This is a genomic window from Pseudomonas frederiksbergensis (assembly GCF_001874645.1).
GTDB classification, from domain to species: domain Bacteria; phylum Pseudomonadota; class Gammaproteobacteria; order Pseudomonadales; family Pseudomonadaceae; genus Aquipseudomonas; species Aquipseudomonas frederiksbergensis_B.
In genome coordinates, this window is the sequence record NZ_CP017886.1 from 739,518 (window position 1) to 766,283 (window position 26,766).

Genomic DNA, 26,766 nt, shown 5'->3' on the forward strand with positions numbered 1-26,766 from the left:
CATCACTACTCATCAATTCGCCTCAGCGGTATTGGTCGAATACGCCGGCCAGCGGCGCGGTCGACTCTCGCATGACAATGCTGGGCGTCACGATCCGCTGATCGGTCGCCAGTTCAGGTGTTGCGATCCGTCGCAACAGTACCTCCGCAGCCATTTCGCCAAGCTGCAGGATCGACTGGCCGACCGTGGTCAGCGCCGGATAGACATAACGGCTCATCTGAATATCGTCGAAACCGATGACCGACAGCTCACTCGGCACCCGGATATTGCGCTCGGCGGCCGCTCGAAGTACGCCGATACCGATCATGTCGTTGCCGGCAAAGATCGCGCTGGGCGGATTCTTTTCCAGCAATATTGCCGCCGCGTTGTAACCCCCGGTGCTGGTGAAGTCGCTTTCGAGCATCCGCTCGCTCGGCACTTCGACGCCCGCCTCTTTCAGGGCCCGGCAATAACCTGCCAGGCGCATCTGCGCCACGCTGGTATGTGCCGGACCGCCAATACTGGCGATGTCGCGGTGACCCAGTTCGAGTAAATGCCGGGTCGCCAGGTAAGCACCGTATTCATGGTCGATGCGCACCAGGTCCGCATCAAGCCCCTCCAACCCACGGTCGACAATCACCATCGGTGTACGCACGCCAGCCAACCCTTGCGCCAACCCGCTATCACCCCCTGCGGATGCGACAATCAGCCCGTCGATGCGCTTTTCCAGCAGTACCCGCAGGTAACTGCGCTGTTTGTCCGGGTTATCGTCGGAGTTGCAGAGGATCACGCAGTAGCCGTTTCGTTCGCAGTAATCTTCGATGCCACGGGCCAACTCCGCGAAGTACGGGTTGAGACTATTGGGCACCAGCAGGCCGATGGTTGCGGTGGTCTTCGCTTTCAGCGAGCGCGCCACGGCGCTGGGCACATAGTCCAGACTATTGATCGCGGCCTCGACCTTGAGCCGAACCTCTTCACTGACCGGCCGGGTCTTGTTTACCACGTGGGAAACCGTGGTATAGGAGATCCCCGCGAGCGCTGCTACATCCTTGATCGTTGCCATGATTCAGCTCCGTCGACTTGCACGTTGGCTGCGGTAGGTGTCCAGCACCACCGCGACCACGATCACCGCGCCGGTGATGATACGTTTGGTCGGTTCGGTCGCGCCGATTTGCGCCAACCCTGCGGCCAATACAGAAATGATCAGGACGCCGAAGAAGGTGCTGATCACCGAACCACGACCGCCCATCAGGCTGGTGCCACCGATCACCACGGCAGCGATGACTTGCAACTCCAGGCCGGAACCGGCATTCGGGTCCGCCGCTTCCAGGCGCGAGATCTGAAACAGCGCGGCAATACCCGCCAGCAACCCCATCAGGCTGAACACCAGAATCTTGTAAGGTTTTGGGTTGATACCTGCCAGACGCACAGCTTCCTCGTTGGTGCCGATACCGATCAGGTAGCGACCGAACACGGTACGGGTCAACACCGCCTGGGCGATGAAGATAACCAGCAACGCGATAATAAATGACGGTGAAATACCAAAGGCAATCGGATTCGACAACCAGGCAAAGGCATCACCGATGTAGGCCGTGCGCGAGCCGGTCATCTGATAGGCAACGCCGCGAGCCATCTCCAGCACACCGAGCGAAACAATAAACGACGGAATGCGCCAGGCCACGGTAATCGAACCGGTGATGGTCCCGGCCAATGCTGCGGTGGCCATGCCCAGCAGCGCTGCCGGCAAGACACTCCAGCCCCAGCCGAGGATCGCCACACTGACGGTCGAGGCCGCTAATGCCAGCACCGAACCTACCGAGAGGTCGATGCCACCGATGATCAACACGAACGTCATACCGACTGCCAGCACCATCAGGTCCGGGATCTGATTGGCCAGTGTGCTGAAGGTGTCGTAAGAGAGGAAATGGCTGCTCAAGACCGAGAACAGCGCAATCATCGCCAGCAAGGCACCGGCCAGGCCCAAGTAGGTACCGAGGCCGTAAAAATTGCCACTACGTTTGCCAACGGACATTGCAGGCTTGCCAGCAGACATTGCAGTTTTCATGGGAGATCCCTAGGCGCCGCTTCATGGAGCAACGCATCACGTTTTTGGTAGCCGGCAAAAGCGGCGGCAAGCAAATCATCCTGAGTCCAGCTGTCGCGCTCGAAAGTGTCGATCAAACGTCCGGCCGACAACACGCCGATACGGTCGCAGATCAACATCAGTTCGCGCAGATCGCTGGACACCACCACCAGCGCCTTGCCCTGACGCGCCAGCTCGCCGAGCAACGCATAAATATCGAACTTGGCACCGACATCAATGCCGCGAGTTGGCTCATCGAACAACAGCACCGAACACTCTCGCTCAAGCCAGCGGCCAATCACCACCTTCTGCTGATTGCCTCCCGACAACTCGCACACCAACTGCGCAGGGCTGGAACTGCGAATGCGCATGGCGTCGATCTGACGCTGCGCCAGCGCCAGCTCGTCACCCGAGTTAACAATGCCGCCACTGGAGATCACCGGCATATTGCCCAAGGCAATGTTGGCGCTGATCGACTGAGTCAGCAGCAGGCCCTCACCTTTGCGATCTTCGGTGATCAGGGCAATGCCGTGACCGACCGCGTCGGCGGGCGAACGAATGCTCACCACCTGCGCCGGCGAACCGAGGGCGACCGTGCCACTGTCTGCTGCGTCCGCGCCGAAGATCAGGCGGAGCAGTTCCGTGCGCCCCGCCCCGATCAAACCGGATATCCCGAAAATTTCGCCGCTGCGCACCTCGAAAGACACATCCCGAACCTTGTCCGAACGGCTCAGTCCTCTGACAGTCAGGGCCGGCGCGCCGATTTCCCGCGGACCGAGATCGATGTGCTCGCCCAATTCGCGGCCCACCATCAGATTGACCAGTTGCTCACTGTTGTAGTTGGCCATCGGTTCGACACAGACCAGATTGCCGTCACGCAACACCGCGATGCGCTGAGCAACCCGCGCCAGCTCTTCCAGCCGATGGGAAATATAAATGATCGCCACGCCACGGGCTTGCAGGAGGGTGATTTGCTCAAAGAGCATCTCGACTTCGCGAGCCGTCAACATCGCTGTCGGCTCGTCGAGAATCAGTACATGGCAGTCGCCGATCAGGTTGCGCGCAATCTCGACCATTTGCTGATGACCGATTCCCAACTCACCGACCAGCGTGTCTGGATCGATCGCATCGAGCCCGACCTGAGCCATCGCTGCGATTGCCGCTGTGCGCAGCTGCTTGCGACTGATCCATCCGCCATTGCTGGGCAGGTTATCGAGAAACAGGTTTTCCGCGACAGACAAAGTCGGCAGCAGATTGAGCTCCTGCATGACCATGCGAATGCCCAGTTCTTCGGCCTGGGTTCGGCTGCCAGGACGGTAATCGCGCCCCTGGAATTGCATCTGACCGGTGGTCGGAGCGACCAGCCCGCCAATGATTTTCGACAGCGTGCTTTTGCCAGCACCGTTCTCGCCGGTCAATGCCAGCACTTCACCACGCATCAGCGTCAGGTCAATGCCGGTCAATACCGGTTGCGCATACGTCTTGCCGATATCGCTGACCGAAAGGACCGCGTTCGGGGCACAAACTGACATAAAAAACTCTCCATGCGCTCGCCCGAACAGGCGAGCGCCGTTGTGTCGCCAGAATGATTACTGGGTAACCAGTTCAACCGGAGTTTCGATGACGCCGTTGGTGCCGCTGTCGACCTTTTCGCCCTTGAGCATTTTCAGCGCGGTCTCGATACCGAACACCGCCTGTTTGGCCGCAAATTGGTCAGCAGTGGCCAGGACGCGGCCATCCTTGAGCATCGGCTTGATGGCGTTGATGTTGTCGTAACCCACTACTTGCACCTTGCCCGCCTTGCCTGCGGCGCGCACCGCCGAAACGGCACCGACCGCCATGCTGTCGTTACCCGCCAGCAGCGCCTTGATTTCCGGGTATTCGCTCAGCATCGACGAGGCAACCTGGTTGCCCTTGTTGATTTCCCACTCGCCGGATTGCAAGGACACGACCTTGATCTGCGCCGCGTCCATCGCGTCCTTGAAACCTGCGGTGCGTGCCTGAGCGTTGGTGGTGGTGGAAACGCCTTCGATGATGCCGACTTCATCACCAGCTTTCAGTTGCCTGGCCAGGTATTCGCCAACCAGACGCGCGCCTTTGCGGTTGTCCGGACCGACGAAGGGCACACTGAGGTTTTTGCTTTTGAGCACCGCCGGGTCGAGTTGGTTATCGATGTTGATGACCGTGATACCCGCGTCGATGGCTTTCTTGATGACCGGCACCATCGCTTTCGAATCCGCAGGCGCGATCACCAGCGCATTGACCCTGGAGACGATCATCTGCTCGACAATGCGGATCTGGTTGGCGGTGTCGGTTTCGTCCTTGATCCCGTTGGAGATCAACTCGAAATCGGCGGGATGTTCTTTCTGGTAAGCCTTGGCACCCTCTTCCATGGTCAGGAAGAACTCATTGGCCAGGGACTTCATGACCAGCGCGACTTTAGGTTTTTCAGTGTCGGCGAAGGCCGAAGAGAGGGGCAAAGCAGCGGATGCGGCAGCCAGCATAGCGACAGCGAGAAGACGTCCAGCGAATGGCAGCTTCATGAGTTCACTCCGATCTTATGATTATTCTGAGCAACGCTTGCGCTGCATACGCTTCAAATCCGTTCACCAGCGCCTTGACACGCGGGAACGAGGATCGTCGTGTCAACGAAGTCAAACCGTCGACAGGGTCGCGCAAACGTTTGCGTAGGCCAGACTATGCGAACCCTGCTGACATTTGTCAACGGTCAGAAAAAACCGCTTTGTGGTCTGGCTGGCAAAAAACGGCAATGCCAATTATGCCGTGGTGTTGACCATCGATCCGCTACTGGAGCCCTTGGCCAGCTCCTTGACCAGGCTGCTGGCCACCTCCATCAGCGCACCGTTGGTCTCAGCGATCTGCCCCTGAATCGCCATGACCGCCGTGGTCTTGGCTTCCGGCGTCGGATATGACGCGGCCTGGGCGGCAGCCAGTTGCTGTTGTTGCTGGCGCAGTTGTTCTTGCAGTTCCTTCATGCGCTGAAGCAGCATCTTCACCGTGACGCTGACGTTACCACCGTCATCCGCTTTGGCCTCCGTCTCCGGGTTTTGCCCCACCGGGCCTGTCCTGACTTGCTTGCTGTCACCCTCCTTGCTACCCACCAATTGCGTCGAAGCGTCTGTCGTCGCGTCGCTCAATGCGCTGACCGTAGCGAGCGAATTGCCACCAATAGTGATGCCGCCCGCGTTTGGAAAGCCGACTGAAATGGACATATGAGCTCCTGCACAAAAAATGATCCTGAAAGGACCATCGACCTCTGAGCGGTTTTCTTTAGCGCTAATGCCCCCTCTAAATGTGGGAAATCATCGACTTGCAGTGTAGGCATTTTCGGACATCCGAACGCGCCCGTTAAACATATTCGGAAACCCGGACGGCGATCGCCTTCAGCGCTGCGCCAATTAAACAATAAATTGATATAAATCAGATAGTTAAGATAATTTTCAATCCGAAGTATGACTGGTACAGATCCTGCTCTTACTGGGTACCCCGGCGACAGATCTGCTTGGGGTGTTTCTAGATGAACCTGCATCAGCACCGTCATCACTATTAGAGAGAAAACAATGAAATCTGCCTTCAATACCTTTGTTCCGGGCGCATTGGCCCTCCTGCTGCTCCTCCCGGCTGCACTGCAAGCAAAAGAAGTCGAAACCCAACAGAAACTGGCAAACGTGGTAGTCCTCGCCACAGGCGGCACGATTGCCGGTGCTGGCGCCAGCTCAGCCAACAGCGCTACGTACCAGGCCGCAAAAGTCGGGATCGAGCAGCTGATTGCCGGCATCCCTGAACTGAGCCATTTGGCCAACGTTCGCGGCGAGCAAGTGATGCAAATCGCCTCCGAGAGCATCACCAACGAAAACCTGCTGCAACTGGGTCGCCGCGTGGCCGAACTGGCCGACAGCAAAGACGTCGATGGCATCGTTATTACTCACGGCACCGACACCCTGGAAGAGACCGCCTACTTCCTGAACCTGGTGGAAAAAACCGACAAGCCAATCATCGTTGTCGGCTCGATGCGCCCAGGCACCGCAATGTCGGCTGACGGCATGCTCAACCTGTACAACGCCGTCGCCGTCGCCAGCAGCAAAGATGCTCGCGGCAAAGGCGTGCTGGTCACCATGAACGACGAGATTCAGTCGGGTCGCGATGTCAGCAAAATGATCAACATCAAGACCGAAGCGTTCAAAAGCCCATGGGGCCCATTGGGCATGATAGTCGAAGGGAAATCCTACTGGTTCCGCTTGCCAGCCAAGCGTCACACCATGGATTCGGAATTCGACATCAAAACCATCAAGAGCCTGCCTGACGTCGAGATCGCCTATTCCTATGGCAATGTCGACGGTACTGCTTACAAGGCCCTGGCCCAATCTGGCGCCAAAGCCATCATCCATGCCGGCACCGGCAATGGCTCGGTGTCTTCGCGTGTCGTTCCCACCTTGCAAGCACTGCGCAAGGATGGCGTGCAGATCATTCGTTCTTCCCATGTCAATGCCGGCGGCTTTGTCTTGCGCAACGCCGAACAGCCAGACGACAAGTATGACTGGGTCGTTGCGCATGACCTGAACCCGCAAAAAGCTCGCATTCTGACGATGGTTGCGCTGACCAAGACTTCGGACAGCAAAGAGCTGCAACGGATGTTCTGGGAGTACTGATTGATTGCGTCCGGCCCGATCCGGTCGGACGCTTGCCACCCCCACTCGCCCGCTCGGGCGAGTGAACTACCCTCCCGCCTTCCCCGCTATTTCTTCTGAATAATCTCCAACCGGTTTACACCAAACGGAAAAAATCGCTGTCAGAGGATTTTCTTGAATCTTAAGCAGTTGCGAAAATGCCCACAGTTAAATACTGTATGCACGTACAGCTTAATAAGGATTACTCCGTGGCCACGACCTCTTCAGCAGCGACTAACCCTCCAGGCACCTACGAACGACTCGGTTTGCGCATTCAAAAAATCATCAACTCCCCGACCGCCCAAAAAGCCAAGGCCGCCTTGATCTTCCGCCTCCCCGACGAACCAGTAGATGAATGGGAGCGCTTGCTCGAGGAAATCGCCGAGAACGACAACGTCACCCTCGCTTATCGCGACGATGGCGGCGTGCAGATTTTCTGGGTTGTGCCGAAGGAAGACTGATTCAATGATTGTTCGTTGTTTTGCTTTGCTGTTGCTCTTCGTTGTTGCCTGCGCTCAGGCGGATGCGCCACGCACCTTCAATGAGGCGAAAAAGGTCGCCTGGAAACTCTACGCCCCACAGTCCACCGAGTTCTATTGTGGCTGCAAATACACGGGCAATCGGGTCGATCTGAAAGCCTGCGGGTATGTGCCACGTAAAAACGCCAACCGCGCTGCACGTATCGAATGGGAGCACATCGTTCCTGCGTGGCAGATCGGTCACCAACGCCAGTGCTGGCAACAGGGCGGCCGCAAGAACTGCACACGCCACGACCCGACCTATCAGCGCGCCGAGGCCGATCTGCACAACCTCGTGCCCAGCATCGGCGAGGTGAACGGGGACCGCAGCAATTTCAGCTTTGGCTGGCTCCCTGTGCAATCCGGGCAATACGGCTCGTGCCTGACCCAGGTCGACTTCAAAGCCAAGAAGGTCATGCCCCGCCCGTCTATTCGCGGGATGATCGCTCGCACTTATTTCTACATGAGCAAGCAATACGGTTTGCGACTGTCCAAACAGGATCGACAACTCTACGAAGCCTGGAACAAGACTTACCCGGTACAAAGCTGGGAGCGCCAACGCAATCAGAGCGTGGCGTGTGTGATGGGGCGCGGCAATGAGTTCGTCGGCCCCGTAGACATGAAGGCTTGTGGTTAATCAAGTGGAGTCAATTATTGAGCCGCGCCGTGCTCAACGACCATTGATTCGATATTCATCTTCTTCGCCTTGGCCAAGGCTGCGGTCAGCTCGACCTGCCTTGCCTCGGCTTCGGCTTTGGAGCTGAACGGCCCGACCAGCACGCGCTGTTTACCGTCTTGCGTGACCACGTAGGAAACAAAACTGTGTTCGATCAGCCAGCCGGTGAGATCACTGATCGCCTGCACGGTCTCGCCCTGAACCAGAACATCCCATTGCGGTGCTGCAGCCACTGCGGGTGCAGAGACAACCGGCGCCTGAGGCTTTTTCGACTCCCCGGCCTTTTCCTGACCGCACCCAGCCAGTACCAATACCGCGACCACCAACGCCATTTTGCGCACAACTTTCCCCTCTGAATGCCAAAAGCCAGGATTTTATCACCCGAGAATGCCTCACGACCCGGTAATCAGGCCTCAAAACAACGAGAATGATGTTTCTCGCCTCTGTATAGTCGCACCTTGGGAATTAATGCAGCGTCTGCACGTCAGAAAGAGGCACCCAAACCGTGACACTTCGCACTAATCTATAGGTACTACCGACATCTGCATTGTTTGAGTCAGGTGCCCTACAAAGCTATCAAGGAGAAGATCATGCTGATACTCACCCGCAAAGTCGGTGAAAGCATAAACATCGGTGATGACATTACCATCACCATTCTGGGCGTTAGCGGCCAGCAAGTCAGAATCGGCATCAATGCCCCGAAAGACGTTGCGGTGCATCGCGAAGAAATCTACCAGCGTATTCAGGCGGGTCTTACTGCGCCGGACAAGCGCGAAACCCCCTGAGCCGTCAGCAATCAGTAGCCAGCCTTTCCTCTCACAGCAACGGCTGGCTAAAGATTCTGCGCGCGACCTCCCGCCTCCTTTCGCCATGACAACGGCGCACGCCAAAATCGCTACCATCACCGACCAACGCCAGCAGCCCCACTACAACAGCACCCCCCGCCGATGATACTAACGACATCGCCATGAGCCTTGCTGTCAGACGATTCGGATTCAGCCCGGTGAAAACCTCACAGCCGGCCTGGGCGCTCCAATCCTTAGCGCAACGTCAGCCGACTATCCAAACGTCATACCTCGCGCCATGCCTGTCGCGGCCACGACCATCAAGATAATCAACAGCGCCTCGATATGACTGATACGCGCGAAGAGACTGACTCGCCCGACATCAATCGGCGCACTTCGGCTCAAAGCGATCCGCCATTTGATCAAGGCCACCATCGGGGCAATCTCGAGCAGCAGGATGATGACGAATAAAGTCATTTTCAGATGGAACAGCGGCTGATGCAGGTAATAGTCCGCCCCCTTTTCGTACCCGCCAAAGGCACGGAGCCCGCCGCTAATCAGAAGAATCAATGCAGAGATCCCCCAGAAGTTATCTGCCAGCAAAACACTACGAGCCCCCACACCATCCGAGGCCACTCGACGAAAAGCCATACCACGCGTCAGTACTCCCCAGAGCGCCAGGGCATAAGCCAAGAGATGGACCGCTGCGAGAAACCAGTGAACCAGCATCGAATTGCTCCCCATTCAAGACGAAAAAATGTCGGTCTGTCAGTAGTAGCCCAAAACGCCTGGCTTCGCGCACAAGACAAGCAACCATCCCGCTCCCGCTCCCGCCTTTTTATTTTGGCGTTTCGTCGCCATTCGGTTGATTGGGCTTGAGCCGCAGAGCACACTTGCGCGAGTTGAAGGATCAACGCCCCTATCGATAAAAGGCCCGCCCACCTGCGGGTTTTTTTTCGCCTGCGCATCGCTCATTGCCCCATGCAAATGAAGAGCCCAGCGCAATGGCTGGGCTCTGTTTATTGCCGGTGCTCCATCATCTTGTCAGCAAGAACTTTGGCTCTATCAACCAATAGATTCTGCCTGTCTTCGTGATTCGATTTTGGGCCCCCTACCGTCGGTGCCGTGAGATTGCTTTCCGCGATCAGCGCAGCACAAAAATACTGATCCCAAACGACTCTTTCTCCAGCCGTCCGTTTGTTCATTTGGTCGGAGTTCATAGTTGGCTCCTTTTGATGAAGTAGCCCAGCCATTTTACGCCTGAACCGCACACACGCCGCACTTGAGTCGGTAGTCGGCACGCGCCGCCCCAGCGACCGTGGCGCGATCCGGGTGGGCTGCCTGATTGTCATGGCCTATCTCGGGGGTAGAATCGGTGATGGACTGCCGGCATCAGTCAGACTGAGTCCTTCGAGGGCAACACGATGCCAACGACTGAAGATTCGATCATTGCAGCAGCAAGACTGCGCGCTGCACACCGGGGAGAAAAAGAGGTCCTGGCTGCCGCTTCAGCACTCGAAGCCATGGAAGCTCTGAAAAAGTCTTTAACAGGAGACAAGTACCAAGAGGCTCTCGAAAGGCTGTATCTCGAGTACGCAGCCTCTTGATCTACCCGCCACTCACTCACCTGCTGCACAGCTCTGGATTGACCGGCGGGAAGCACTCGAGAGTGGCCAGATCAATCAGCGTGAAGTGGCCGCCCCTCCATCCGCCCGTGTCGATGTGGTAGACGTTGCCCAGCACTGTCGGCTGAAGGACCACCGTGTGGCCGACGAGCACCGCCCTGATGCCACTGACGCCAGTGTCGTTTTCGCTGGTAATGCGTGCGCGCGACCACTGGCAGATTGTCTGGACACTCCGCTGCATCGCGCCTTGCTCCTGTTCGAGGACGCCAAGCATTTGCGCCCAATCATCGAACGGGCAATCGGCATGCACGATCCCCACCAGACCAATAGGTGTCATGACTTCAATAGCGATAGGCAGCACGGCGAACAGATCGACATAGAAGGCCTGTTCAACGGTGGACAGACCGTACAGCCAGGCGCCACCGTTGATCATGTGTATGTAGCTGGCCTGGCCTTTATGGCTGAGCCGATGGGCATCGACCGCCATTTGCTCATGATTGCCCTGCACGGCAAAGAACCATGGCTTGGCCAGCCACACGTCAACGTCAGTAGATTCGGGGCCGCGGTCAACCATATCGCCAACACTGAAGAGGCGGTCGGTTGCGGGGTTGAAGCCAACAGCATCAAGCGCAGCCTGAAGTTTGGTGAAATGGCCGTGAATATCACCCACGGCAAAATCGCGGCCGACGGTGTTGATTGTGAAACGCTGAACCTGGGTCATGCTGCCACCCCCGGCACCTTCATAAGGCCCTTTTCAATCCAGTGCAGTTGGGTTTAGGCCAGTGCGCGGATCAAATCGCGGTCAGTGTATTCGCCTCGCTTGCGACTCTTATGCTACCCCCTTGAACGCTTCGAACTCAGCCATTTCCGAAGGTAAATACCGACTTGAAGGTGCAGTGCGCTGGAGGTTTTGCAAAAGCGTTGAAAATCGCCAAGCACAAAAAAGGGCCCACCTTTCGGTGAGCCCTTCTAGACCGCCCAGCAGAGCGGATTTTGTTTGGTAGGCGCGATTGGACTCGAACCAACGACCCCCACCATGTCAAGGTGGTGCTCTAACCAACTGAGCTACGTGCCTGCTGTGAGGCGGCATTCTACGGAATTCCGGAGGGGTGTCAACACCTTTTTTTCACCTAACCCTATGAATATGCAAAATATTTAATTTTGGTACTGCAAAGAAGGTATCCGGGGTAGCTGGCAGTCGATTTTTAACTCAGGTAGGATCGGAGCACTCGTAAAATATATTAAACAGAGGCTGCAGGATGGCGAACACCCCTTATCCGGAATCCTATTACGCCGCGTCGGCCAACGCCGCCCCCTCGCGCCCATTACTACAGGATGACGTAGAGACAGATGTCTGCGTCATTGGCGCGGGCTATACCGGCCTGTCCAGCGCACTGTTTCTGCTGGAGAACGGGTTTCGGGTGACGGTCCTGGAGGCCGCCAAAGTCGGCTTCGGCGCCTCGGGTCGCAACGGCGGTCAGATCGTTAACAGTTACAGCCGCGATATCGATGTAATCGAACGCAGCGTTGGCCCCAAGCAAGCGCAAATGCTCGGTCAAATGGCGTTCGAAGGCGGCAAGATCATTCGCGACCGCGTGGCCAGATACCAGATCCAGTGCGACCTGAAGGACGGTGGTGTGTTTGCAGCCATTACCAGCAAGCAGATGAGCCATCTGGAATCGCAGAAGCGCCTGTGGGAACGCTACGGCCACACCCAGCTGGAACTCCTGGACAAGCGCCGCATACGCGAAGTCGTCGCCTGTGATCAATACGTGGGCGGCATGCTCGACATGAGTGGCGGCCACATCCACCCACTCAACCTCGCTCTGGGCGAAGCCGCGGCCGTCGAGTCGCTGGGCGGGAGCATTTACGAACAGTCGCCAGCCATACGCATCGAGCGTGGCGTCAATCCAGTGGTTCACACACCTCAAGGCAAGGTCAGGGCGAAGTTCATCATCGTCGCCGGCAACGCCTATCTGGGCAATCTGGTTCCAGAGCTGGCCGCCAAATCAATGCCGTGCGGCACCCAGGTGATCACCACCGAACCCCTGAGCGATGAACTGGCAAAGACCCTGCTGCCTCAGGATTACTGTGTCGAGGACTGCAACTACTTGCTCGACTACTATCGCCTTACTGGTGACAAGCGCCTGATCTTCGGCGGCGGCGTGGTGTACGGCGCTCGGGATCCGGCCAACATCGAAGCGATCATTCGACCGAAGATGCTCAAGGCCTTCCCGCAGCTCAAGGATGTGAAGATTGACTACGCCTGGACCGGCAATTTCCTGCTGACCTTGTCGCGCCTGCCGCAGGTCGGCCGCCTGGGCGACAACATCTATTACTCCCAAGGCTGTAGCGGCCATGGCGTGACTTACACGCACCTGGCAGGCAAAGTTCTGGCCGAGGCCTTGCGCGGTCAGGCAGAGCGTTTTGATGCCTTTGCCGACTTGCCGCACTACCCTTTCCCCGGCGGCCAACTGCTGCGCACACCATTCGCCGCGCTGGGTGCCTGGTATTACGGCCTGCGAGACAAGTTCGACTTTTGATTGATCGCGAATACAAAAATCTATGGTCACCCCCGTTTTTGCAATACTGATTAATGGGTGAAGTGGTTGGCTTGCTTAAATCTATCCGGCGTCTGTTTGGGGCATGCCCCGCGCCACGATGAGAGTCGCGCCTGACGATCCTGAAAAAACCGACGGCTTTCTAAAGCCGATTTTTGTGCCAGGTTGTTCGTCAGGCCGGTGGGCCGTTCACGTCATCCGTTGTTCAGCTATCGCAAAACCTGAAGGGTGGTTCGTGGTACTGCAACAACCGCAGGGTCAGGCGTTCAGCGCGTCTGGCCCTGCTTCATACTGCGTATGGTGGGCCGCTAGCGCCCACGCGATCCGCGCCAGCTTGTTAGCCAAGGCACAGGCCACCACGTTCGAGTGGCGTCGCGTCAGCATTGAGCGTACCCAGTCGGCCAAACGGCCGCGCTGGTAGTCCAGCCTTTGCATGTAGACCCGAGCACACTGCACCAGCAATTGCCGTAGGTGCTTGTCACCGCGCTTGCTGATGCCGAGCAAATTCGCCTTGCCACCGGTGCTGTATTGTCTGGGCACCAGACCCACAGACGCGGCGAAGTCGCGACTGCACTTGTACTGTTGGCCGTCGCCCATTTCGACAGCCAACAGGCTGGCGGTGATCGGGCCGACACACGGCATGCTCAGCAGGCGACTGCCCAGATCATCGGCGGCCAGTTGGCTTGCCAGCTCTTTATCCAGTTCCTTGATCTGCTCATCCAGGCAAACGAAGTGATCGTGCAGTTGTTGCAACAGCCCGGTGAGCCGAACCGGCAACTCATGCTCGGCCAAGATACTCGCCAAACGTTTCATGATCGCCAGACCTTTGGGCAGGCTGATACCAAACTCCAACAGGAAACCGTGCATCTGATTGGCGGCTTTGGTGCGGTCGTGCACCAGCGATTCGCGCAGGCGGTGCAGAACGGAAAGAGTCTGCTGGGCCTCGGTTTTAGGCGAGACGAAGCGCATCGACGGACGTGAAGCGGCTTCGCAAATGGCCTCGGCATCCACGAAGTCGTTTTTGTTGCCCTTGACGAAGGGCCGGACGAACTGCGGAGAAATCAGTTTGGCCTGATGCCCCATGGCGATCAGCTGACGAGCGACAAAATGCGCGCCGGCACACGCCTCCATCACCACGGTACAGGCCGGTAGGTTGCCGAAGAACTGCATCATCTGTGGGCGCGAGAGCTTCTTGCGAAACACCTCTCGCCCGGATTTGTCCTGGCCGTGCAGATGGAAACTGTGTTTACCGAGATCGATTCCGATCAGCGCTGACTCGCTCATGATGATGGCCTCCGAAAACAAAACACCCTGCGAAAGCGTAGCCCTCGCAGGGTGTGGGGGTGACCATCTCATTAAACCGCCAACAGGCGGTTTTTTTGAAGTGAACTTAGTCACCACCTTGACATGGCGGGGGCTCAAATCCAAATTCCAGACACAAAAAACCCCGGTCTTTCGACCAGGGTCTTTGCTATCGACTCGAAGTAGCCAGTGGCTTTCTTCGTAGCTTCAAGGCGTTCAGTGGGCCTTGAGGCAGATATGGCGCAGCGGACGGGACTCGAACCCGCGACCCCCGGCGTGACAGGCCGGTATTCTAACCGACTGAACTACCGCTGCGTATCGCTCAGACTTGCGTCTGTGTGAACCGTTGTCGGATTGAAAATCTTGTAAGCTTTTCAATCTCAAACCGGGAAAACCCGATCTGGAAAATATGGCGCAGCGGACGGGACTCGAACCCGCGACCCCCGGCGTGACAGGCCGGTATTCTAACCGACTGAACTACCGCTGCGCGTCGGTGGAGGCTTTTTACAGCTTCCTTCTTGCTTTCACAAGACTCAAGAAGTGGTGGGTGATGACGGGATCGAACCGCCGACATTCTGCTTGTAAGGCAGACGCTCTCCCAGCTGAGCTAATCACCCTTTGCTTCTCTGAGGCCGCGAAATTTACGCAGATACCGAAGCTAAGTCAATAGCCCGCTTGAAGTTTTTCTAAAAAAGACAAATTCATGTCATCTTCCAGGGCGCCAACCAGCAACACCCCCAACTTCAAGCCACATCCATCGCGGCCCCAGCGCAACGGTTACTCGCTATAAATCATTTTCTTGGTCATGCCACCGTCGACCACAAACTCCTGGCCCGTGACAAACCCGGCATTCTTCGACAGCAGCCAGGCCACCATCGCCGCTACGTCCTCGACGTTCCCTACCCGCCCCGCCGGATGCTGAGCATGATCCGCATCGCTCAGCGGCTCGGCACGTCGCGCCGCCGGATCACGCGTATCGATCCAGCCGGGACTGACCGCATTGACCCGAATCTCCGGCCCCAGGCTGATAGCCAACGCATGAGTCAATGCCAGCAAACCGCCCTTGCTCGCCGCGTAAGCCTCGGTGTCCGGCTCTGACTGCGCGGCCCGGGTTGAGGCCAGATTGACGATGGCGCCGCTGTGAGCGCGCAAATAAGGCGCGCAGTGCTTGGCCAACAGCATCGGCCCACTGAGGTTCACCGCCAGCACTCGATTCCAATACGCCAGATCGAGGCTTTCCAGCGTGATGTTGTGCGGATCAGCGACCGCCGCATTGCACACCAGCGCATCAATGCGACCGAACTGCCCAAGCACCTCGGCAACGCCCTGCGCCACCTGCTGTTCATCGGCCACGTCCATGCTGATGAACCAGGCGCTGTCACCCAGCACCTTGGCAACCTTCGAGCCGCGCACCCGATCAAGATCGGTCAGCACCACCTGCCAGCCTTCGCTGATCAGCCAGGCGGCAATCCCCAGACCTATGCCGCGCGCAGCCCCCGTGACCAGTGCAACCCGGCCATTAGCGCCACTCGCAGGCGTGGACAACTCGATCACAAGGCAGCCAGCCCGCGCGCCAGATCCGCTTGCAGGTCAGCCACATCTTCCAAGCCGACCGCAATCCGGATCAAACTGTCGCGGATCCCAGCAGCCTCACGCTCTTGCGGCGCCAGGCGACCGTGAGAGGTGGTGCTCGGATGGGTAATGGTGGTCTTGCTGTCACCGAGGTTGGCGGTGATCGAAATCAAACGCGTGGCATCGATAAAGCGCCAGGCGCCGTCTTTACCCCCTTTGACCTCGAAACTCACCACTGCGCCAAAACCCTTCTGCTGGCGCTGAGCCAACTCATGCTGCGGATGGCTCTTGAGGCCGGCATAATGAACTTTCTCGATGCCGCCCTGCTGTTCCAGCCACTCGGCCAGCTGCTGAGCATTGGCGCAATGCGCCTTCATGCGCAAGCTCAAGGTTTCCAGGCCCTTGAGGAAGATCCAGGCGTTGAACGGACTCAAGGTCGGCCCGGCAGTGCGCAGGAAGCCAACGATTTCTTTCATCTGCTCGCCGCGACCGGCCACTACGCCACCCATGCAACGACCCTGTCCGTCGATGAACTTGGTCGCCGAATGCACCACCACGTCCGCACCGAGCTTCAGCGGTTGCTGCAAGGCCGGCGTGCAGAAGCAGTTGTCGACCACCAGCATCGCGCCCTTGGCATGAGCGATTTCCGACAGCGCGGTGATGTCCACCAGTTCGGCCAGCGGATTGGACGGCGACTCGACAAACAGCAATTTAGTGTTGGCCTTGATCGCCGCGTCCCAGCCGGACAGTTCCGCCAGGGGCACGTAATCGACTTCGACGCCAAAACGCTTGAAGTACTTTTCGAACAGGCTGATGGTCGAGCCGAACACGCTGCGCGACACCAGCACATGATCGCCAGCACTGCACAGGCTCATCACCACCGCAAGAATCGCTGCCATCCCGGTGGCCGTTGCCACTGCCTGCTCAGCACCTTCGAGGGCGGCAATCCGCTCTTCGAACGCGCGAACGGTCGGGTTGGTGTAGCGCGAGTAAACGTTGCCCGGCACTTCGCCAGCGAAGCGCGCCGCCGCATCGGCAGCGGTACGGAACACGTAGCTTGAAGTGAAGAACATCGGATCACCGTGCTCGCCTTCCGGCGTGCGGTGCTGACCGGCGCGTACGGCCAGGGTATCGAACGCTACACCATCGAGGTCGCTGTCCAGCCGACCGGCATCCCAATCCTGACTCATGCTGTCACTCCTTGCCCCGTTTTTGATAGATAAAAGTTCTTTATGGGTAGATACAAAACCGGCCCCTCAGGGCCGGTAGAAACTCAGTTGTTGTACAGATCAATGATCGCACTGACTGCCTGCGTCTTGACCTTGGAGGCATCGTTACGCGCCTGCTCGATCTTGTTCAGGTAAGCCTCGTCGACGTCGCCGGTGACGTACTTGCCGTCGAACACCGCGCAGTCGAAGTTCTCGATCTTGATCTTGCCCCCGCCAACCGCTTCGATCAAGTCCGGCAGGTCCTGGTAGATGAGCCAATCAGCGCCGATCAAATCAGCCACGTCCTGAGTCGTGCGATTGTGAGCGATCAGCTCGTGAGCGCTCGGCATGTCGATGCCGTACACATTCGGATAACGCACGGCTGGCGCTGCCGAGCAGAAGTAGACGTTTTTGGCGCCGGCTTCGCGAGCCATCTGGATGATCTGCTTGCAGGTGGTGCCGCGAACGATCGAGTCGTCCACCAGCATCACGTTCTTGCCGCGGAATTCCAGCTCGATGGCGTTGAGCTTCTGGCGTACGGATTTTTTCCGTGCAGCCTGGCCCGGCATGATGAAGGTCCGACCGATGTAGCGGTTCTTCACGAAGCCTTCGCGAAACTTCACACCCAGGTGGTTCGCCAGCTCCAGAGCCGCAGTCCGGCTGGTATCCGGAATCGGGATGACCACGTCGATGTCGTGTTCTGGACGCTCGCGCAGGATCTTCTCGGCGAGTTTCTCACCCATGCGCAGGCGGGCCTTGTAAACCGAAACGCCGTCAATGATCGAGTCCGGACGCGCCAGGTAGACGTGTTCGAAGATGCATGGAGTCAGCGATGGATTGGTTGCGCACTGACGGGTGTGCAACTTGCCGTCTTCAGTGATGTAGACCGCTTCGCCCGGCGCCAGGTCGCGAATCAGGGTGAAACCGAGCACGTCCAGGGAAACGCTTTCGGAAGCGATCATGTACTCGACGCCTTCGTCGGTGTGACGCTGACCGAAGACAATCGGGCGGATGCCGTGCGGATCACGGAAACCGACGATGCCATAACCGGTCACCATTGCCACGACCGCATAACCACCGACGCAACGGTTGTGCACGTCAGTGACGGCCGCAAACACGTCTTCTTCGGTTGGCTGCAACTTGCCGCGCTGGGCCAGCTCGTGAGCGAACACGTTGAGCAGCACTTCCGAATCGGAGTTGGTGTTGACGTGGCGCAGGTCAGATTCGTAAATCTCCTTGGCCAGTTGTTCAACGTTGGTCAGGTTACCGTTGTGCGCCAGGGTGATGCCATAGGGCGAGTTGACGTAAAACGGCTGAGCCTCGGCCGAAGTCGAGCTGCCCGCAGTCGGATAACGCACATGGCCAATGCCCATGTGGCCGACCAGGCGCTGCATGTGACGCTGATGAAAAACGTCACGAACCAGACCATTATCCTTGCGCAGGAATAACCGGCCATCATGGCTGGTCACGATACCGGCAGCGTCCTGGCCGCGGTGCTGGAGGACGGTTAGCGCGTCATACAGCGCCTGATTGACGTTCGACTTACCGACGATACCGACGATGCCACACATGCGACGCAACCCCTACTTAATGAAACTGAACTGAACACATCTCACTGCGGCGTTTTGGCCGTCGGCAAGAGGTGCTCCTTGAACGGTATGTCAACGGGTACGCTGATACCGCTGGCCAGCCACTGACTGCTCCACCCTAATATGAGGTTTTTGGACCAGTCTGCAACTAATAGAAATTGTGGCACGAGCCTTGACTCCCGCCACCATGGATCTTGCTGTACCGGGCCGAGACTCAAGAGCCCGACCGCAGTGACCACCAGCAGCGCGCCACGCGCCGCGCCGAAGGCCATACCAAGAAAACGATCGGTCCCGGACAGGCCGGTGACGCGAACCAGTTCGCTGATAAGGTAATTGATCATTGCGCCCACCATTAAGGTGGCGACAAACATGATGGCACAGCCCGCGATCACGCGAGCCGACGGCGTTTCGATGTATCCGGCGAGGTACTCGGACAGTGAGCCACCGAACATCCAGGCAACGACCCCTGCGATGATCCAGGTCAGCAGCGATAAGGCTTCCTTGACGAAGCCGCGGCTCAGACTGATCAAAGCGGAGATGGCGACGATCGCAACGATCGCCCAGTCAACCCAGGTAAATGGCACAGTGCAGCCTACAGACGGATAAGGCGGCGCATTTTAGCAGAGCCCATGGCTGTCGGTAAGCTGCGATTGCAAGTGCATTTTAAATCAGTCAGTTAGCGTCAGCCGCGCTCAGGCTGGAAGCGAACGACAAAGCCTTTGAGATTCTGCTGACGACCTAACAGGTCACGCAGCCGATCAGCTTCTGCACGCTCGATCAACGGCCCGACAAACACCCGGTTCTTGCCATCGGCGGAACGGATATAGGCGTTATAACCCTGGCTACGCAGGGTTTTCTGCAAGCTTTCGGCACTTTCGCGACTCGACAGACTGGCCAGCTGCACCGACCAACTGACCGATAGGCCATTGGCGTCGACGCGGCTCTGGCTGGTATCAGGCTTGCTCGGCGCCACAGCGACCGGCTGCGCGGCAGCAGGTGCAGGTGCAGGTTTCGGCGCAGGAGGCGGCGTTACCGGCTTGGCGACAGCCGGGGCCGGTGTGATAGACGCGCCAGGGGCAACCGGTTTCGACGGTGTTTGCTCCGCGGCAATTTCGTCATCAGTTGGAACCGGCTCCTGCGGCAGCGCTTGCGGCTCCGGCACCACCACGGGCTCGACCTGCACTTGCGGCATTGCCGGGGCCTGAGGTGCAGCCGGGGCGTGAACCACCACCTGGCGCTGCTCATCTTGTCGGGAAAACAGCATCGGCAAGAAAATCACCGCCAATGCCACCAGAACCAGAGCTCCAACCATCCGCTGCTTGTACGCGTTATCCAGCAAAGCCATGTGCAGCTTCCTCCGTGGAGCGCCGAGCCAACCATTCGAGGGCCTCGGCAACACAATAAAATGATCCGAACAGCAGAATTTCATCTTCCGCCGTCGCCAGCGCACATTGCCCTTCCAGGGCATCCGCAACACTTGCATAGGATGTTACCGACGCCCCAAGGTTCTGCAACGCAGCCTGCAAATCCGCAACCGGACGTGCGCGCGCAGAATCGAGCGGGGCGACAGCCCAATGCTGGACACTACCACTCAATTCGCCGACAACTCCATCGAGATCCTTGTCGGCCAACAAGCCAAATACCGCCAAACGTCGACCCGCCACTGGCCGCCGAGCCAAACGCTGAGCCAGATACTCGGCGGCATGGGGGTTATGGCCCACATCCAGCATCAGGTTCAGACGCTTGCCGTGCCAGTTGAACTGACGGCGATCCAGACGCCCTATCACTGTCGTTGCTTTCAATGCAGCGACAATTTGCTCAGCCTGCCATGGCAAACCCAGCAGCGCATAAGCCTGCAACGCCAGCGCGGCGTTTTCCATCGGCAGATCGAGCAGCGGCAAATCGTGCAATTCAATCGCACACCCTTTGAGATCGACGCCCCGCCACTGCCAGTTCTGCTCGGTGACACCCAAATCAAAATCACGACCCCGCAGGAAGAACGGGCAATGGAGTTCGCGCGCTTTATCCAGCAAAGGTTGAGGCGGGTTGAGGTCACCACAAAGCGCAGGCGCGCCCTGACGGAAGATGCCGGCCTTTTCGAAGGCGACGGATTCGCGGGTATTGCCGAGATAATCTGCGTGGTCAACACCAATGCTGGTGACCAGCGCGATATCGGCATCCACCAGGTTGACGGTATCCAGACGCCCGCCGAGGCCGACCTCCAACACCACCGCATCGAGACCTGCACGCTGAAACAGCCAGAACGCTGCCAGAGTGCCCATCTCGAAGTACGTCAGGGAGATTTCACCGCGCCCGGCGTCGACCGCAGCAAAGGCTTCGCACAGTTGCGCATCAGTGACTTCGACGCCGTTGACCTGCACCCGCTCGTTGTAACGCAGCAGGTGCGGAGAATTGTAGACACCGACCGTGAGCCCTTGCGCTCGCAGCAATGACGCCACAAACGCACAGGTAGAGCCCTTGCCATTGGTGCCGGTGACCGTAATCACCCGAGGCGCCGGCTTGCCTAATCCCATCCGGGACGCTACCTCTTGCGAGCGCGCAAGCCCCATGTCGATGGCTGACGGATGCAACTGCTCAAGGTAGGCGAGCCAATCGCCAAGGGTACGTTCGGTCATAGGTTTGCAGGCACCGGCGGAACAATGATTGGCTCGACTGGCGCAGCCACGAACTCAGGCGTCGGCAGGCCCATCAGTTGTGCTAGCAGGTTACCCAGACGCGGGCGCAGCTCCTGACGCGCAATGATCATGTCGATCGCGCCGTGCTCCAGCAGGAACTCGCTGCGCTGGAAGCCTTCCGGCAGCTTTTCACGCACGGTCTGCTCGATAACACGCGGACCGGCAAAGCCGATCAGGGCTTTCGGCTCACCGACGATGACGTCGCCGAGCATCGCCAGACTGGCGGAAACACCGCCGTAGACCGGGTCGGTCAGCACGGAGATGAACGGAATGCCTTCTTCGCGCAGACGCGCCAGTACCGCAGAGGTCTTGGCCATTTGCATCAGCGAGATCAGCGCTTCCTGCATCCGCGCACCACCGGAAGCGGCGAAGCAGATCATCGGGCAACGGTTTTCCAGCGCGTAGTTGGCCGCACGCACGAAGCGTTCGCCGACGATCGCGCCCATCGAACCGCCCATGAAGGAGAATTCGAATGCCGACACCACAACCGGCATGCCCAGCAGGGTACCGCTCATGGAGATCAGCGCGTCTTTTTCACCGGTCTGCTTCTGCGCAGCGGTCAGGCGATCCTTGTACTTCTTGCCGTCGCGGAACTTCAGACGATCAACCGGCTCCAGGTCAGCGCCCAGTTCGGCACGGCCTTCGGCGTCAAGGAAGATGTCGATCCGCGCACGTGCGCCGATGCGCATGTGGTGGTTGCACTTGGGGCAAACATCCAGGGTCTTTTCCAGCTCCGGACGATACAACACCGCCTCGCAGGACGGGCATTTGTGCCACAGACCTTCAGGCACCGAGCTTTTCTTCACCTCGGAACGCATGATCGAAGGGATCAGTTTGTCTACTAACCAGTTGCTCATGCTTTCTTTCTCCAGTACCGGCGACTCGAACGCTTTGGTTCGCAGCCCCGCGTATGCCCTTGAGCTAAATTCATGTGTGCGGCGATGATCGGTGGATGGCCGGGTCAGCAAGACTGACCTTCGTACAACCCAATAACCCTCAGCCATGCCTGCCTTATGCAGTACACCTGTTTTGTACAGTGCAGTGGACGGCGGCAGTCTGCCAGCCGTCACATCAAGCTACTGCGAACCGCCTGTATAAATGCGCGAATCTTCGCGTGATCCTTAATGCCCTTGCTCTGCTCTACCCCACCGCTGACGTCTACCGCGTAAGGGTGAACCCGGGCAATGGCCTCGACCACATTGGCCGCCGACAGCCCACCTGCGAGGATGATCGGCTTGCTCAATCCTTGCGGTATCAATGACCAGTCAAAGGCCTCGCCGGTTCCGCCGGGAATACCTTCGACATAGGTATCGAGCAAAATGCCGCTGGCTTTGGCATAGGCATCGCAACTGGCAGCGATGTCATCGCCCGCCTTGACCCGCAATGCCTTGATGTACGGCCGATGGTAACCCTCGCAATCGGCCGGGGTTTCGTCGCCATGGAACTGCAACAGATCCAGCGGCACCGCATCGAGAATCTCACCGAGCTCGCAGCGGCTGGCATTGACGAACAAACCCACGGTGGTCACGAACGGCGGCAACGCGGCGATGATTGCCCGGGCCTGCTGCACTGTCACCGACCGCGGGCTTTTGGCATAGAACACAAAACCAATGGCATCCGCCCCGGCATCAACCGCTGCCAACGCATCTTCAATGCGGGTAATCCCACAAATTTTGCTGCGAACGGCTGACATGTCGTTTGAACCTCAGGGCAAATCCGGGAAAGTCCCGGATGGTAGCAAATGCATTCGAGGCCGTCAGCCGTCAAGTTCCGAGAAACCGGTCAGGAAGTGCGGACCAATGTAACGTTCAGGCAACTCGAACTCATCGCGATACTCGACTTGCACCAGGTACAACCCGAATGGATGAGCCGTGACACCGCCGGTACGGCGAATCCGGCTTTCCAGCACTTCCTTGGCCCACTCCACCGGACGCTCGCCGGCACCAATGGTCATCAGCACGCCGGCGATATTGCGCACCATGTGATGCAGGAACGCACTGGCGCGGATATCCAGCACGATCATCTTGCCGTGCTGGGTGACTCGCAGGTGATGGATTTCCTTGATTGGCGACTTGGCCTGACACTGACCGGCGCGAAAGGCGCTGAAATCGTGGGTGCCCACCAGATGCTGCGCCGCCTCGGCCATGCGCTGGACATCCAGCGGTCGGTGATTCCAGGTGACCTCTTCGTTGAGGTGCGCCGGGCGGATCTGATCGTTGTAGATCACATACCGATAACGACGGGCAATCGCCTTGAAACGCGAATGAAAATGCGCCGGCATGACCTTGGCCCAACTGACGCTGATGTCGTGGGGCAAGTTGATGTTGGCCCCCATGACCCAGGCCTTCAATGAACGGTCGACTTGAGTATCGAAATGCACCACCTGACCACAGGCGTGCACGCCGGCATCGGTGCGACCCGCGCAGTGCAAAGACACCGGCGAGTCCGCGACCTTCGACAGGGCCGTTTCAAGGGTTTGCTGCACAGTGGCCACACCGGACGCCTGACGCTGCCAGCCGCGATAGCGCGAGCCTTTGTATTCAACGCCCAACGCGATCCGGAAAAAGCCGTCGGCCGCCATTTCGGCGGCCGGGTTATCTATATTTGCCAAGGAGTGACAGCCTGCTGATATACGCAAAGGCGGGCATTATAAGGCCGCAGGGCCGGGACGCCATGTTCACGGTGTTTTTTGTTCATGCTCCGGCGAACCCATAATGCCCCTGAAACAAAAACGGCAGCCCCAATGGGGCTGCCGTTTTCGTTATGCGTTATCGGTCAATCAGGCCATACGCGCCAGCATTTCCTTGGCTTCGCTCTTCTGACCGTCATTACCCTCGCTGATTACCTCGCCGAGGATGTCCCGCGCGCCTTCGTTGTCACCCATGTCGATGTAAGCCTGCGCCAGGTCCAGCTTGGTAGCGACCTCGTCAGTGCCCGAGAGGAAATCAAACTCAGGCTCATCCATCCCCACCGCAGCCTCTTCAGCAGTGAAGCCTGGCTCGGCGATAGGCGGATGCTCCAGGCTACCGGACAAACGATCCAGCTCAGCATTGACGTCGTCCAGCTCGGACATGAAGCCGTCCGGCTCAGGCTTGGCGTGAGCATCGACTTCATCCGCCAGGGACAGGTCGAAATCAGCTGGCAACTCCAGATCATCCAGCGCCGCTTCAGTGACCGCAGGCGACTCAACCGCAGGCAGGTCTTTCAGATCGTCGTCGAGGTTGAGCAGGAACTCGTCGTCGGCCAGGGTCGAATCAGGCACGTCACCGCCCAGATCAAGGTCGAAATCCGACAGATCATCCAGACTGTCCTTGGCTTCGGCCTGCTGTTGCAGAACAGATTCGAAGCTCAGATCATCGTCGAGCGGGAAAGCGTCCAGTTCCAGCGCTGGCTCTGGCTCTGGCTCTGGAGCGACGACCGCTGGCGATGCCGCTTCCAGATCGTCCAGACTCAAGTCGAAGGCGCTGTCGAAGTCATCATCGACAGGTGCCGGGGCGGGTGCAGCTTCAGGTGCCGGAGCGGGCGCCTTAGGCTCCTCGTGCAGCAGGTCCTTGACGTATTGCGCATCCAGCTCGGCGGCAGCCGCTGCGGCGGCGATGCCGCCAACAGCTGCCACGGCAACCATTGCCGGGAAGCGGCTTTTCAGTTGTTCAACGTCAGCATGATTTTGGCCATTGGCAACCAACTGACGCTCTTGCGCCACGAACGCGCTGCGATCGCCCTGCTGGCCATAGACTTCCATCAGTTTCAAGCGCAGGTCGCTGCGTTGCGGTTCTTGCTTGATACCTTCCTCGAGCAGGCTGGCGGCCTGATTCAGACGTCCGGCATTGATGTGCGACTGGGCTTGCGCCAGAACATCGTCCGAACGCTCGGCCGCTGGCGATACCAATGGCGCAGCAATCGGCGGCGTCACGACTACCGGCGCCACAACTGGAGCTGGAGGCGTTGCAAGCTTGACGACTGGCGGTGGCACTTCAAGGCCTTCGAAGCTGCTTTCCGGCAGATCGAGGTCTTCCGTCAAGTCCGACTCTTCAGCCAACGCCTTCGCCATGCGCTTGTGCTTCTCGGCTTCCTGTTGAGCCTTGCGCCGACGCGCCAGCAACAACAGCAGCAACAGCACCACCACGGCACCGCCACCCACCAGACCCAGGAGCACCGGATTGGTCAGCAGTTCGTTGTACTTTTGCTCGTCACTCGCCGCTGGGGTTGCCTGAATCGGCGCCTCAGCAGGCACTGCGGCCGGCGTTGCGTCTGGCGCTACCACGGGCGCAGGCGCCGCAGCAGGCTGGGCAACCAGCCCGGCCGACATCGCCGCCGAAGGCTGAGCAGCAGCATCTGCCCCCTTGCCTTCTGCCTGAATCTTGGCCAGTTGATTACTCTTCAGCTCGATCAAGCGCTGGAGTTTGTCCAACTGACTCTGCAAGTCAGTCATGCGGCTTTTCAGCTCGGCATTGTCGCGACGGGTCGTATCAAGGCTTTCCTGGGTCACCGCCAGCTTGTTGCTGATGGCTTTGCTATCACCCGCCGCGCCCTTGCCACCTTTCTTGCCAGACTCGGCCGACACCAGACTCAGAGTGTCCTTGGCGGCACCTTGCGGCGCAACAACATCACGCCCGTGCCTGGTTGCGTCGAGCTGTTGCACTTGCGCCCGGTGAACCGAGCGACGACCCTGTCGCCAGGCCGTGTTCTGCGCGGCAACCTCGGCAATGGCTTTAGGCTGTGCCAGGCCGGTGCTTTGTGCGGCGTCTGGCAAGCGCAAGACCTGACCGGTTTTCAGTCGGTTGATGTTGCCATCGATAAAGGCGTCCGGGTTCAGTGCCTGAATCGCCAGCATGGTTTGCTGGATCGAGCCGCCATTACGCGCCTTCGCGGCGATTTCCCACAAGGTGTCGCGCGGCGTCGTGATGTGCTGTGCTGGCTTGCTCGCGCCAGTCACCGGCGCGTTGACTGCTGGCGCTTGAGACGGTGCGGGTTGCGCAGCAGCGTCAGCCGTCTGTGGCGAGAACTTGGACGGATCGAGCAGCACGCTGTAGTCGCGCAGCAGTCGGCCGTTTGGCCACATCACCTGAACCAGGAATTTCACCATAGGCTCGGAGAGTGGTTGACTTGAAGTCACCCGCAGGATGCTCTTACCACTGGCATTGAGCACTGGCGTGAACGTCAGGTCATTGAGGAACGCTTGACGATCAACCCCGGCCTTGGCGAAATCGTCGGCCGAAGCCAGGCTCGGCACCACTTCGGCAGCGGTGAGGTCCTTGACGTCGAGCAACTCGATTTCTGCCACCAAGGGCTGGTTCAGGGTCGACTTCAGGGTCAATTCCCCGAGCCCGAGGGCATGCGCCATACCGGAGGACAGCGCCGAGGCGGCCGCTATTGCTAACACCAGTTTGCGAACTTGAACCATAGCCTCATCCTTTGTTGAACTTTCCTCGGCAAGCGAGAAGGTGTTGATACCGCTGCCGTAAGGCATTGCGCGCTTATTTC

Annotated in this window: 26 protein-coding genes and 4 tRNA genes; 6 read left to right on the forward strand and 24 right to left on the reverse strand. The window is 58.6% G+C overall.

Annotated features, from left to right (window positions below; genetic code table 11):
• Positions 1-22: 22 nt before the first annotated feature.
• From BLL42_RS03660 to BLL42_RS03680, 5 genes are all read right to left on the reverse strand, one after another.
• Positions 23-1,042: a LacI family DNA-binding transcriptional regulator gene (locus BLL42_RS03660; protein ID WP_071550827.1), complete on the reverse strand. Its 1,020-nt coding sequence runs from the start codon at positions 1,040-1,042 to the stop codon at positions 23-25.
• Positions 1,043-1,045: 3 nt separating this feature from the next.
• A complete protein-coding gene (locus BLL42_RS03665; RefSeq protein WP_071550828.1) occupies positions 1,046-2,044 on the reverse strand; it encodes an ABC transporter permease in 999 nt (332 codons plus the stop codon).
• Positions 2,041-3,594 (reverse strand): sugar ABC transporter ATP-binding protein, encoded by a 1,554-nt coding sequence (locus BLL42_RS03670; RefSeq protein ID WP_071550829.1) that lies wholly within the window; start codon positions 3,592-3,594, stop codon positions 2,041-2,043. Before BLL42_RS03670 ends, BLL42_RS03665 begins: the two co-directional genes overlap by 4 nt.
• Positions 3,595-3,651: 57 nt before the next feature.
• Positions 3,652-4,605: a sugar ABC transporter substrate-binding protein gene (locus BLL42_RS03675; protein ID WP_071550830.1), complete on the reverse strand. Its 954-nt coding sequence runs from the start codon at positions 4,603-4,605 to the stop codon at positions 3,652-3,654.
• 234 nt (positions 4,606-4,839) lie between these two features.
• A complete protein-coding gene (locus BLL42_RS03680; protein ID WP_071550831.1) occupies positions 4,840-5,295 on the reverse strand; it encodes a hypothetical protein in 456 nt (151 codons plus the stop codon).
• Between the two features lie 348 nt (positions 5,296-5,643).
• On the opposite strand from BLL42_RS03680, the gene BLL42_RS03685 reads away from it, so the two are divergent.
• From BLL42_RS03685 to BLL42_RS03695, 3 genes are all read left to right on the forward strand, one after another.
• The gene (locus tag BLL42_RS03685; RefSeq protein WP_071550832.1) at positions 5,644-6,732 is read left to right on the forward strand and encodes an asparaginase; all 1,089 of its coding nucleotides are present in this window, start codon (positions 5,644-5,646) and stop codon (positions 6,730-6,732) included.
• Between the two features lie 227 nt (positions 6,733-6,959).
• A complete protein-coding gene (locus BLL42_RS03690) occupies positions 6,960-7,211 on the forward strand; it encodes a DUF1654 domain-containing protein (RefSeq protein WP_330220782.1) in 252 nt (83 codons plus the stop codon).
• Positions 7,212-7,215: 4 nt separating this feature from the next.
• Positions 7,216-7,905, forward strand: coding sequence for an endonuclease (locus BLL42_RS03695; RefSeq protein WP_071550834.1), 690 nt, complete (start codon positions 7,216-7,218; stop codon positions 7,903-7,905).
• 14 nt (positions 7,906-7,919) lie between these two features.
• Here the strand turns inward: BLL42_RS03695 and BLL42_RS03700 are convergent, their stop codons facing one another.
• The gene (locus tag BLL42_RS03700) at positions 7,920-8,285 is read right to left on the reverse strand and encodes an SPOR domain-containing protein (protein WP_071550835.1); all 366 of its coding nucleotides are present in this window, start codon (positions 8,283-8,285) and stop codon (positions 7,920-7,922) included.
• Between the two features lie 249 nt (positions 8,286-8,534).
• On the opposite strand from BLL42_RS03700, the gene csrA reads away from it, so the two are divergent.
• A complete protein-coding gene (gene csrA, locus BLL42_RS03705) occupies positions 8,535-8,729 on the forward strand; it encodes a carbon storage regulator CsrA (protein ID WP_007920550.1) in 195 nt (64 codons plus the stop codon).
• Positions 8,730-9,002: 273 nt separating this feature from the next.
• Here csrA and BLL42_RS03710 read toward each other — a convergent pair whose 3' ends face one another.
• On the reverse strand, positions 9,003-9,458 hold the full coding sequence (locus BLL42_RS03710) for a DUF2214 family protein (RefSeq protein WP_071550836.1): 456 nt from the start codon (positions 9,456-9,458) through the stop codon (positions 9,003-9,005).
• A 290-nt stretch (positions 9,459-9,748) separates the two neighbouring features.
• Complete coding sequence (locus tag BLL42_RS03715) at positions 9,749-9,949, reverse strand: hypothetical protein (protein WP_071550837.1); 201 nt, start codon at positions 9,947-9,949, stop codon at positions 9,749-9,751.
• Between the two features lie 204 nt (positions 9,950-10,153).
• Here BLL42_RS03715 and BLL42_RS03720 point away from each other — a divergent pair, with 204 nt between their 5' ends.
• Entirely contained in the window at positions 10,154-10,336 is a 183-nt protein-coding gene (locus BLL42_RS03720) for a hypothetical protein (protein WP_071550838.1), read from the forward strand.
• Positions 10,337-10,352: 16 nt separating this feature from the next.
• Here the strand turns inward: BLL42_RS03720 and BLL42_RS03725 are convergent, their stop codons facing one another.
• A complete protein-coding gene (locus BLL42_RS03725; RefSeq protein ID WP_071550839.1) occupies positions 10,353-11,075 on the reverse strand; it encodes a metallophosphoesterase in 723 nt (240 codons plus the stop codon).
• A gap of 277 nt (positions 11,076-11,352) precedes the next feature.
• Positions 11,353-11,429, reverse strand: a tRNA-Val gene (locus BLL42_RS03730).
• Positions 11,430-11,613: 184 nt separating this feature from the next.
• Here BLL42_RS03730 and BLL42_RS03735 point away from each other — a divergent pair.
• Complete coding sequence (locus BLL42_RS03735; RefSeq protein ID WP_071550840.1) at positions 11,614-12,897, forward strand: NAD(P)/FAD-dependent oxidoreductase; 1,284 nt, start codon at positions 11,614-11,616, stop codon at positions 12,895-12,897.
• Between the two features lie 276 nt (positions 12,898-13,173).
• Here BLL42_RS03735 and BLL42_RS03740 read toward each other — a convergent pair whose 3' ends face one another.
• From BLL42_RS03740 to BLL42_RS03805, 14 genes are all read right to left on the reverse strand, one after another.
• On the reverse strand, positions 13,174-14,199 hold the full coding sequence (locus BLL42_RS03740; RefSeq protein ID WP_071550690.1) for an IS110 family RNA-guided transposase: 1,026 nt from the start codon (positions 14,197-14,199) through the stop codon (positions 13,174-13,176).
• A gap of 256 nt (positions 14,200-14,455) precedes the next feature.
• A tRNA-Asp gene (locus BLL42_RS03745) sits at positions 14,456-14,532 on the reverse strand.
• Positions 14,533-14,627: 95 nt separating this feature from the next.
• A tRNA-Asp gene (locus BLL42_RS03750) sits at positions 14,628-14,704 on the reverse strand.
• 54 nt (positions 14,705-14,758) lie between these two features.
• Positions 14,759-14,834 (reverse strand) — tRNA-Val (locus BLL42_RS03755).
• 160 nt (positions 14,835-14,994) lie between these two features.
• Complete coding sequence (locus tag BLL42_RS03760) at positions 14,995-15,771, reverse strand: SDR family oxidoreductase (protein WP_071550841.1); 777 nt, start codon at positions 15,769-15,771, stop codon at positions 14,995-14,997.
• A complete protein-coding gene (locus BLL42_RS03765; RefSeq protein WP_071550842.1) occupies positions 15,768-16,979 on the reverse strand; it encodes an O-succinylhomoserine sulfhydrylase in 1,212 nt (403 codons plus the stop codon). The genes BLL42_RS03760 and BLL42_RS03765 overlap by 4 nt, the downstream gene beginning before the upstream one ends.
• 83 nt (positions 16,980-17,062) lie before the next feature.
• A complete protein-coding gene (gene purF, locus BLL42_RS03770; protein WP_054596632.1) occupies positions 17,063-18,568 on the reverse strand; it encodes an amidophosphoribosyltransferase in 1,506 nt (501 codons plus the stop codon).
• A gap of 41 nt (positions 18,569-18,609) precedes the next feature.
• Entirely contained in the window at positions 18,610-19,170 is a 561-nt protein-coding gene (locus tag BLL42_RS03775) for a CvpA family protein (RefSeq protein ID WP_071550843.1), read from the reverse strand.
• 98 nt (positions 19,171-19,268) lie between these two features.
• Complete coding sequence (locus BLL42_RS03780; protein ID WP_071550844.1) at positions 19,269-19,931, reverse strand: SPOR domain-containing protein; 663 nt, start codon at positions 19,929-19,931, stop codon at positions 19,269-19,271.
• The gene (folC, locus tag BLL42_RS03785; RefSeq protein WP_071550845.1) at positions 19,915-21,222 is read right to left on the reverse strand and encodes a bifunctional tetrahydrofolate synthase/dihydrofolate synthase; all 1,308 of its coding nucleotides are present in this window, start codon (positions 21,220-21,222) and stop codon (positions 19,915-19,917) included. The genes BLL42_RS03780 and folC overlap by 17 nt, the downstream gene beginning before the upstream one ends.
• Positions 21,219-22,139 carry an acetyl-CoA carboxylase, carboxyltransferase subunit beta gene (gene accD / locus BLL42_RS03790; protein ID WP_071550846.1) on the reverse strand — a complete coding sequence of 307 codons (921 nt, stop codon included), beginning with the start codon at positions 22,137-22,139 and terminating at the stop codon, positions 21,219-21,221. Before accD ends, folC begins: the two co-directional genes overlap by 4 nt.
• A 209-nt stretch (positions 22,140-22,348) precedes the next feature.
• Positions 22,349-22,975: a phosphoribosylanthranilate isomerase gene (locus tag BLL42_RS03795; protein ID WP_071550847.1), complete on the reverse strand. Its 627-nt coding sequence runs from the start codon at positions 22,973-22,975 to the stop codon at positions 22,349-22,351.
• 63 nt (positions 22,976-23,038) lie between these two features.
• A complete protein-coding gene (truA, locus tag BLL42_RS03800) occupies positions 23,039-23,863 on the reverse strand; it encodes a tRNA pseudouridine(38-40) synthase TruA (RefSeq protein WP_071550848.1) in 825 nt (274 codons plus the stop codon).
• Positions 23,864-24,061: 198 nt separating this feature from the next.
• Entirely contained in the window at positions 24,062-26,686 is a 2,625-nt protein-coding gene (locus BLL42_RS03805; RefSeq protein WP_071550849.1) for a motility hub landmark protein FimV, read from the reverse strand.
• Positions 26,687-26,766 lie beyond the last annotated feature (80 nt).

Bases quoted from the DNA above. Each gene is read 5' to 3' on its own strand.
- BLL42_RS03670 (WP_071550829.1), bottom strand. From the start codon at position 3,594: ATGTCAGTTTGTGCCCCGAACGCGGTCCTTTCGGTCAGCGATATCGGC.
- BLL42_RS03710 (WP_071550836.1), bottom strand. From the start codon at position 9,458: ATGCTGGTTCACTGGTTTCTCGCAGCGGTCCATCTCTTGGCTTATGCC.
- BLL42_RS03765 (WP_071550842.1), bottom strand. From the start codon at position 16,979: ATGAGTCAGGATTGGGATGCCGGTCGGCTGGACAGCGACCTCGATGGT.
- BLL42_RS03780 (WP_071550844.1), bottom strand. From the start codon at position 19,931: ATGGCTTTGCTGGATAACGCGTACAAGCAGCGGATGGTTGGAGCTCTG.
- BLL42_RS03740 (WP_071550690.1), bottom strand. From the start codon at position 14,199: ATGAGCGAGTCAGCGCTGATCGGAATCGATCTCGGTAAACACAGTTTC.
- accD (WP_071550846.1), bottom strand. From the start codon at position 22,139: ATGAGCAACTGGTTAGTAGACAAACTGATCCCTTCGATCATGCGTTCC.
- purF (WP_054596632.1), bottom strand. From the start codon at position 18,568: ATGTGTGGCATCGTCGGTATCGTCGGTAAGTCGAACGTCAATCAGGCG.
- BLL42_RS03805 (WP_071550849.1), bottom strand. From the start codon at position 26,686: ATGGTTCAAGTTCGCAAACTGGTGTTAGCAATAGCGGCCGCCTCGGCG.
- BLL42_RS03795 (WP_071550847.1), bottom strand. From the start codon at position 22,975: ATGTCAGCCGTTCGCAGCAAAATTTGTGGGATTACCCGCATTGAAGAT.
- BLL42_RS03675 (WP_071550830.1), bottom strand. From the start codon at position 4,605: ATGAAGCTGCCATTCGCTGGACGTCTTCTCGCTGTCGCTATGCTGGCT.
- BLL42_RS03665 (WP_071550828.1), bottom strand. From the start codon at position 2,044: ATGAAAACTGCAATGTCTGCTGGCAAGCCTGCAATGTCCGTTGGCAAA.
- folC (WP_071550845.1), bottom strand. From the start codon at position 21,222: ATGACCGAACGTACCCTTGGCGATTGGCTCGCCTACCTTGAGCAGTTG.
- csrA (WP_007920550.1), top strand. From the start codon at position 8,535: ATGCTGATACTCACCCGCAAAGTCGGTGAAAGCATAAACATCGGTGAT.
- BLL42_RS03695 (WP_071550834.1), top strand. From the start codon at position 7,216: ATGATTGTTCGTTGTTTTGCTTTGCTGTTGCTCTTCGTTGTTGCCTGC.
- BLL42_RS03735 (WP_071550840.1), top strand. From the start codon at position 11,614: ATGGCGAACACCCCTTATCCGGAATCCTATTACGCCGCGTCGGCCAAC.
- BLL42_RS03685 (WP_071550832.1), top strand. From the start codon at position 5,644: ATGAAATCTGCCTTCAATACCTTTGTTCCGGGCGCATTGGCCCTCCTG.
- truA (WP_071550848.1), bottom strand. From the start codon at position 23,863: ATGGCGGCCGACGGCTTTTTCCGGATCGCGTTGGGCGTTGAATACAAA.
- BLL42_RS03680 (WP_071550831.1), bottom strand. From the start codon at position 5,295: ATGTCCATTTCAGTCGGCTTTCCAAACGCGGGCGGCATCACTATTGGT.
- BLL42_RS03660 (WP_071550827.1), bottom strand. From the start codon at position 1,042: ATGGCAACGATCAAGGATGTAGCAGCGCTCGCGGGGATCTCCTATACC.
- BLL42_RS03720 (WP_071550838.1), top strand. From the start codon at position 10,154: ATGCCAACGACTGAAGATTCGATCATTGCAGCAGCAAGACTGCGCGCT.
- BLL42_RS03725 (WP_071550839.1), bottom strand. From the start codon at position 11,075: ATGACCCAGGTTCAGCGTTTCACAATCAACACCGTCGGCCGCGATTTT.
- BLL42_RS03715 (WP_071550837.1), bottom strand. From the start codon at position 9,949: ATGAACTCCGACCAAATGAACAAACGGACGGCTGGAGAAAGAGTCGTT.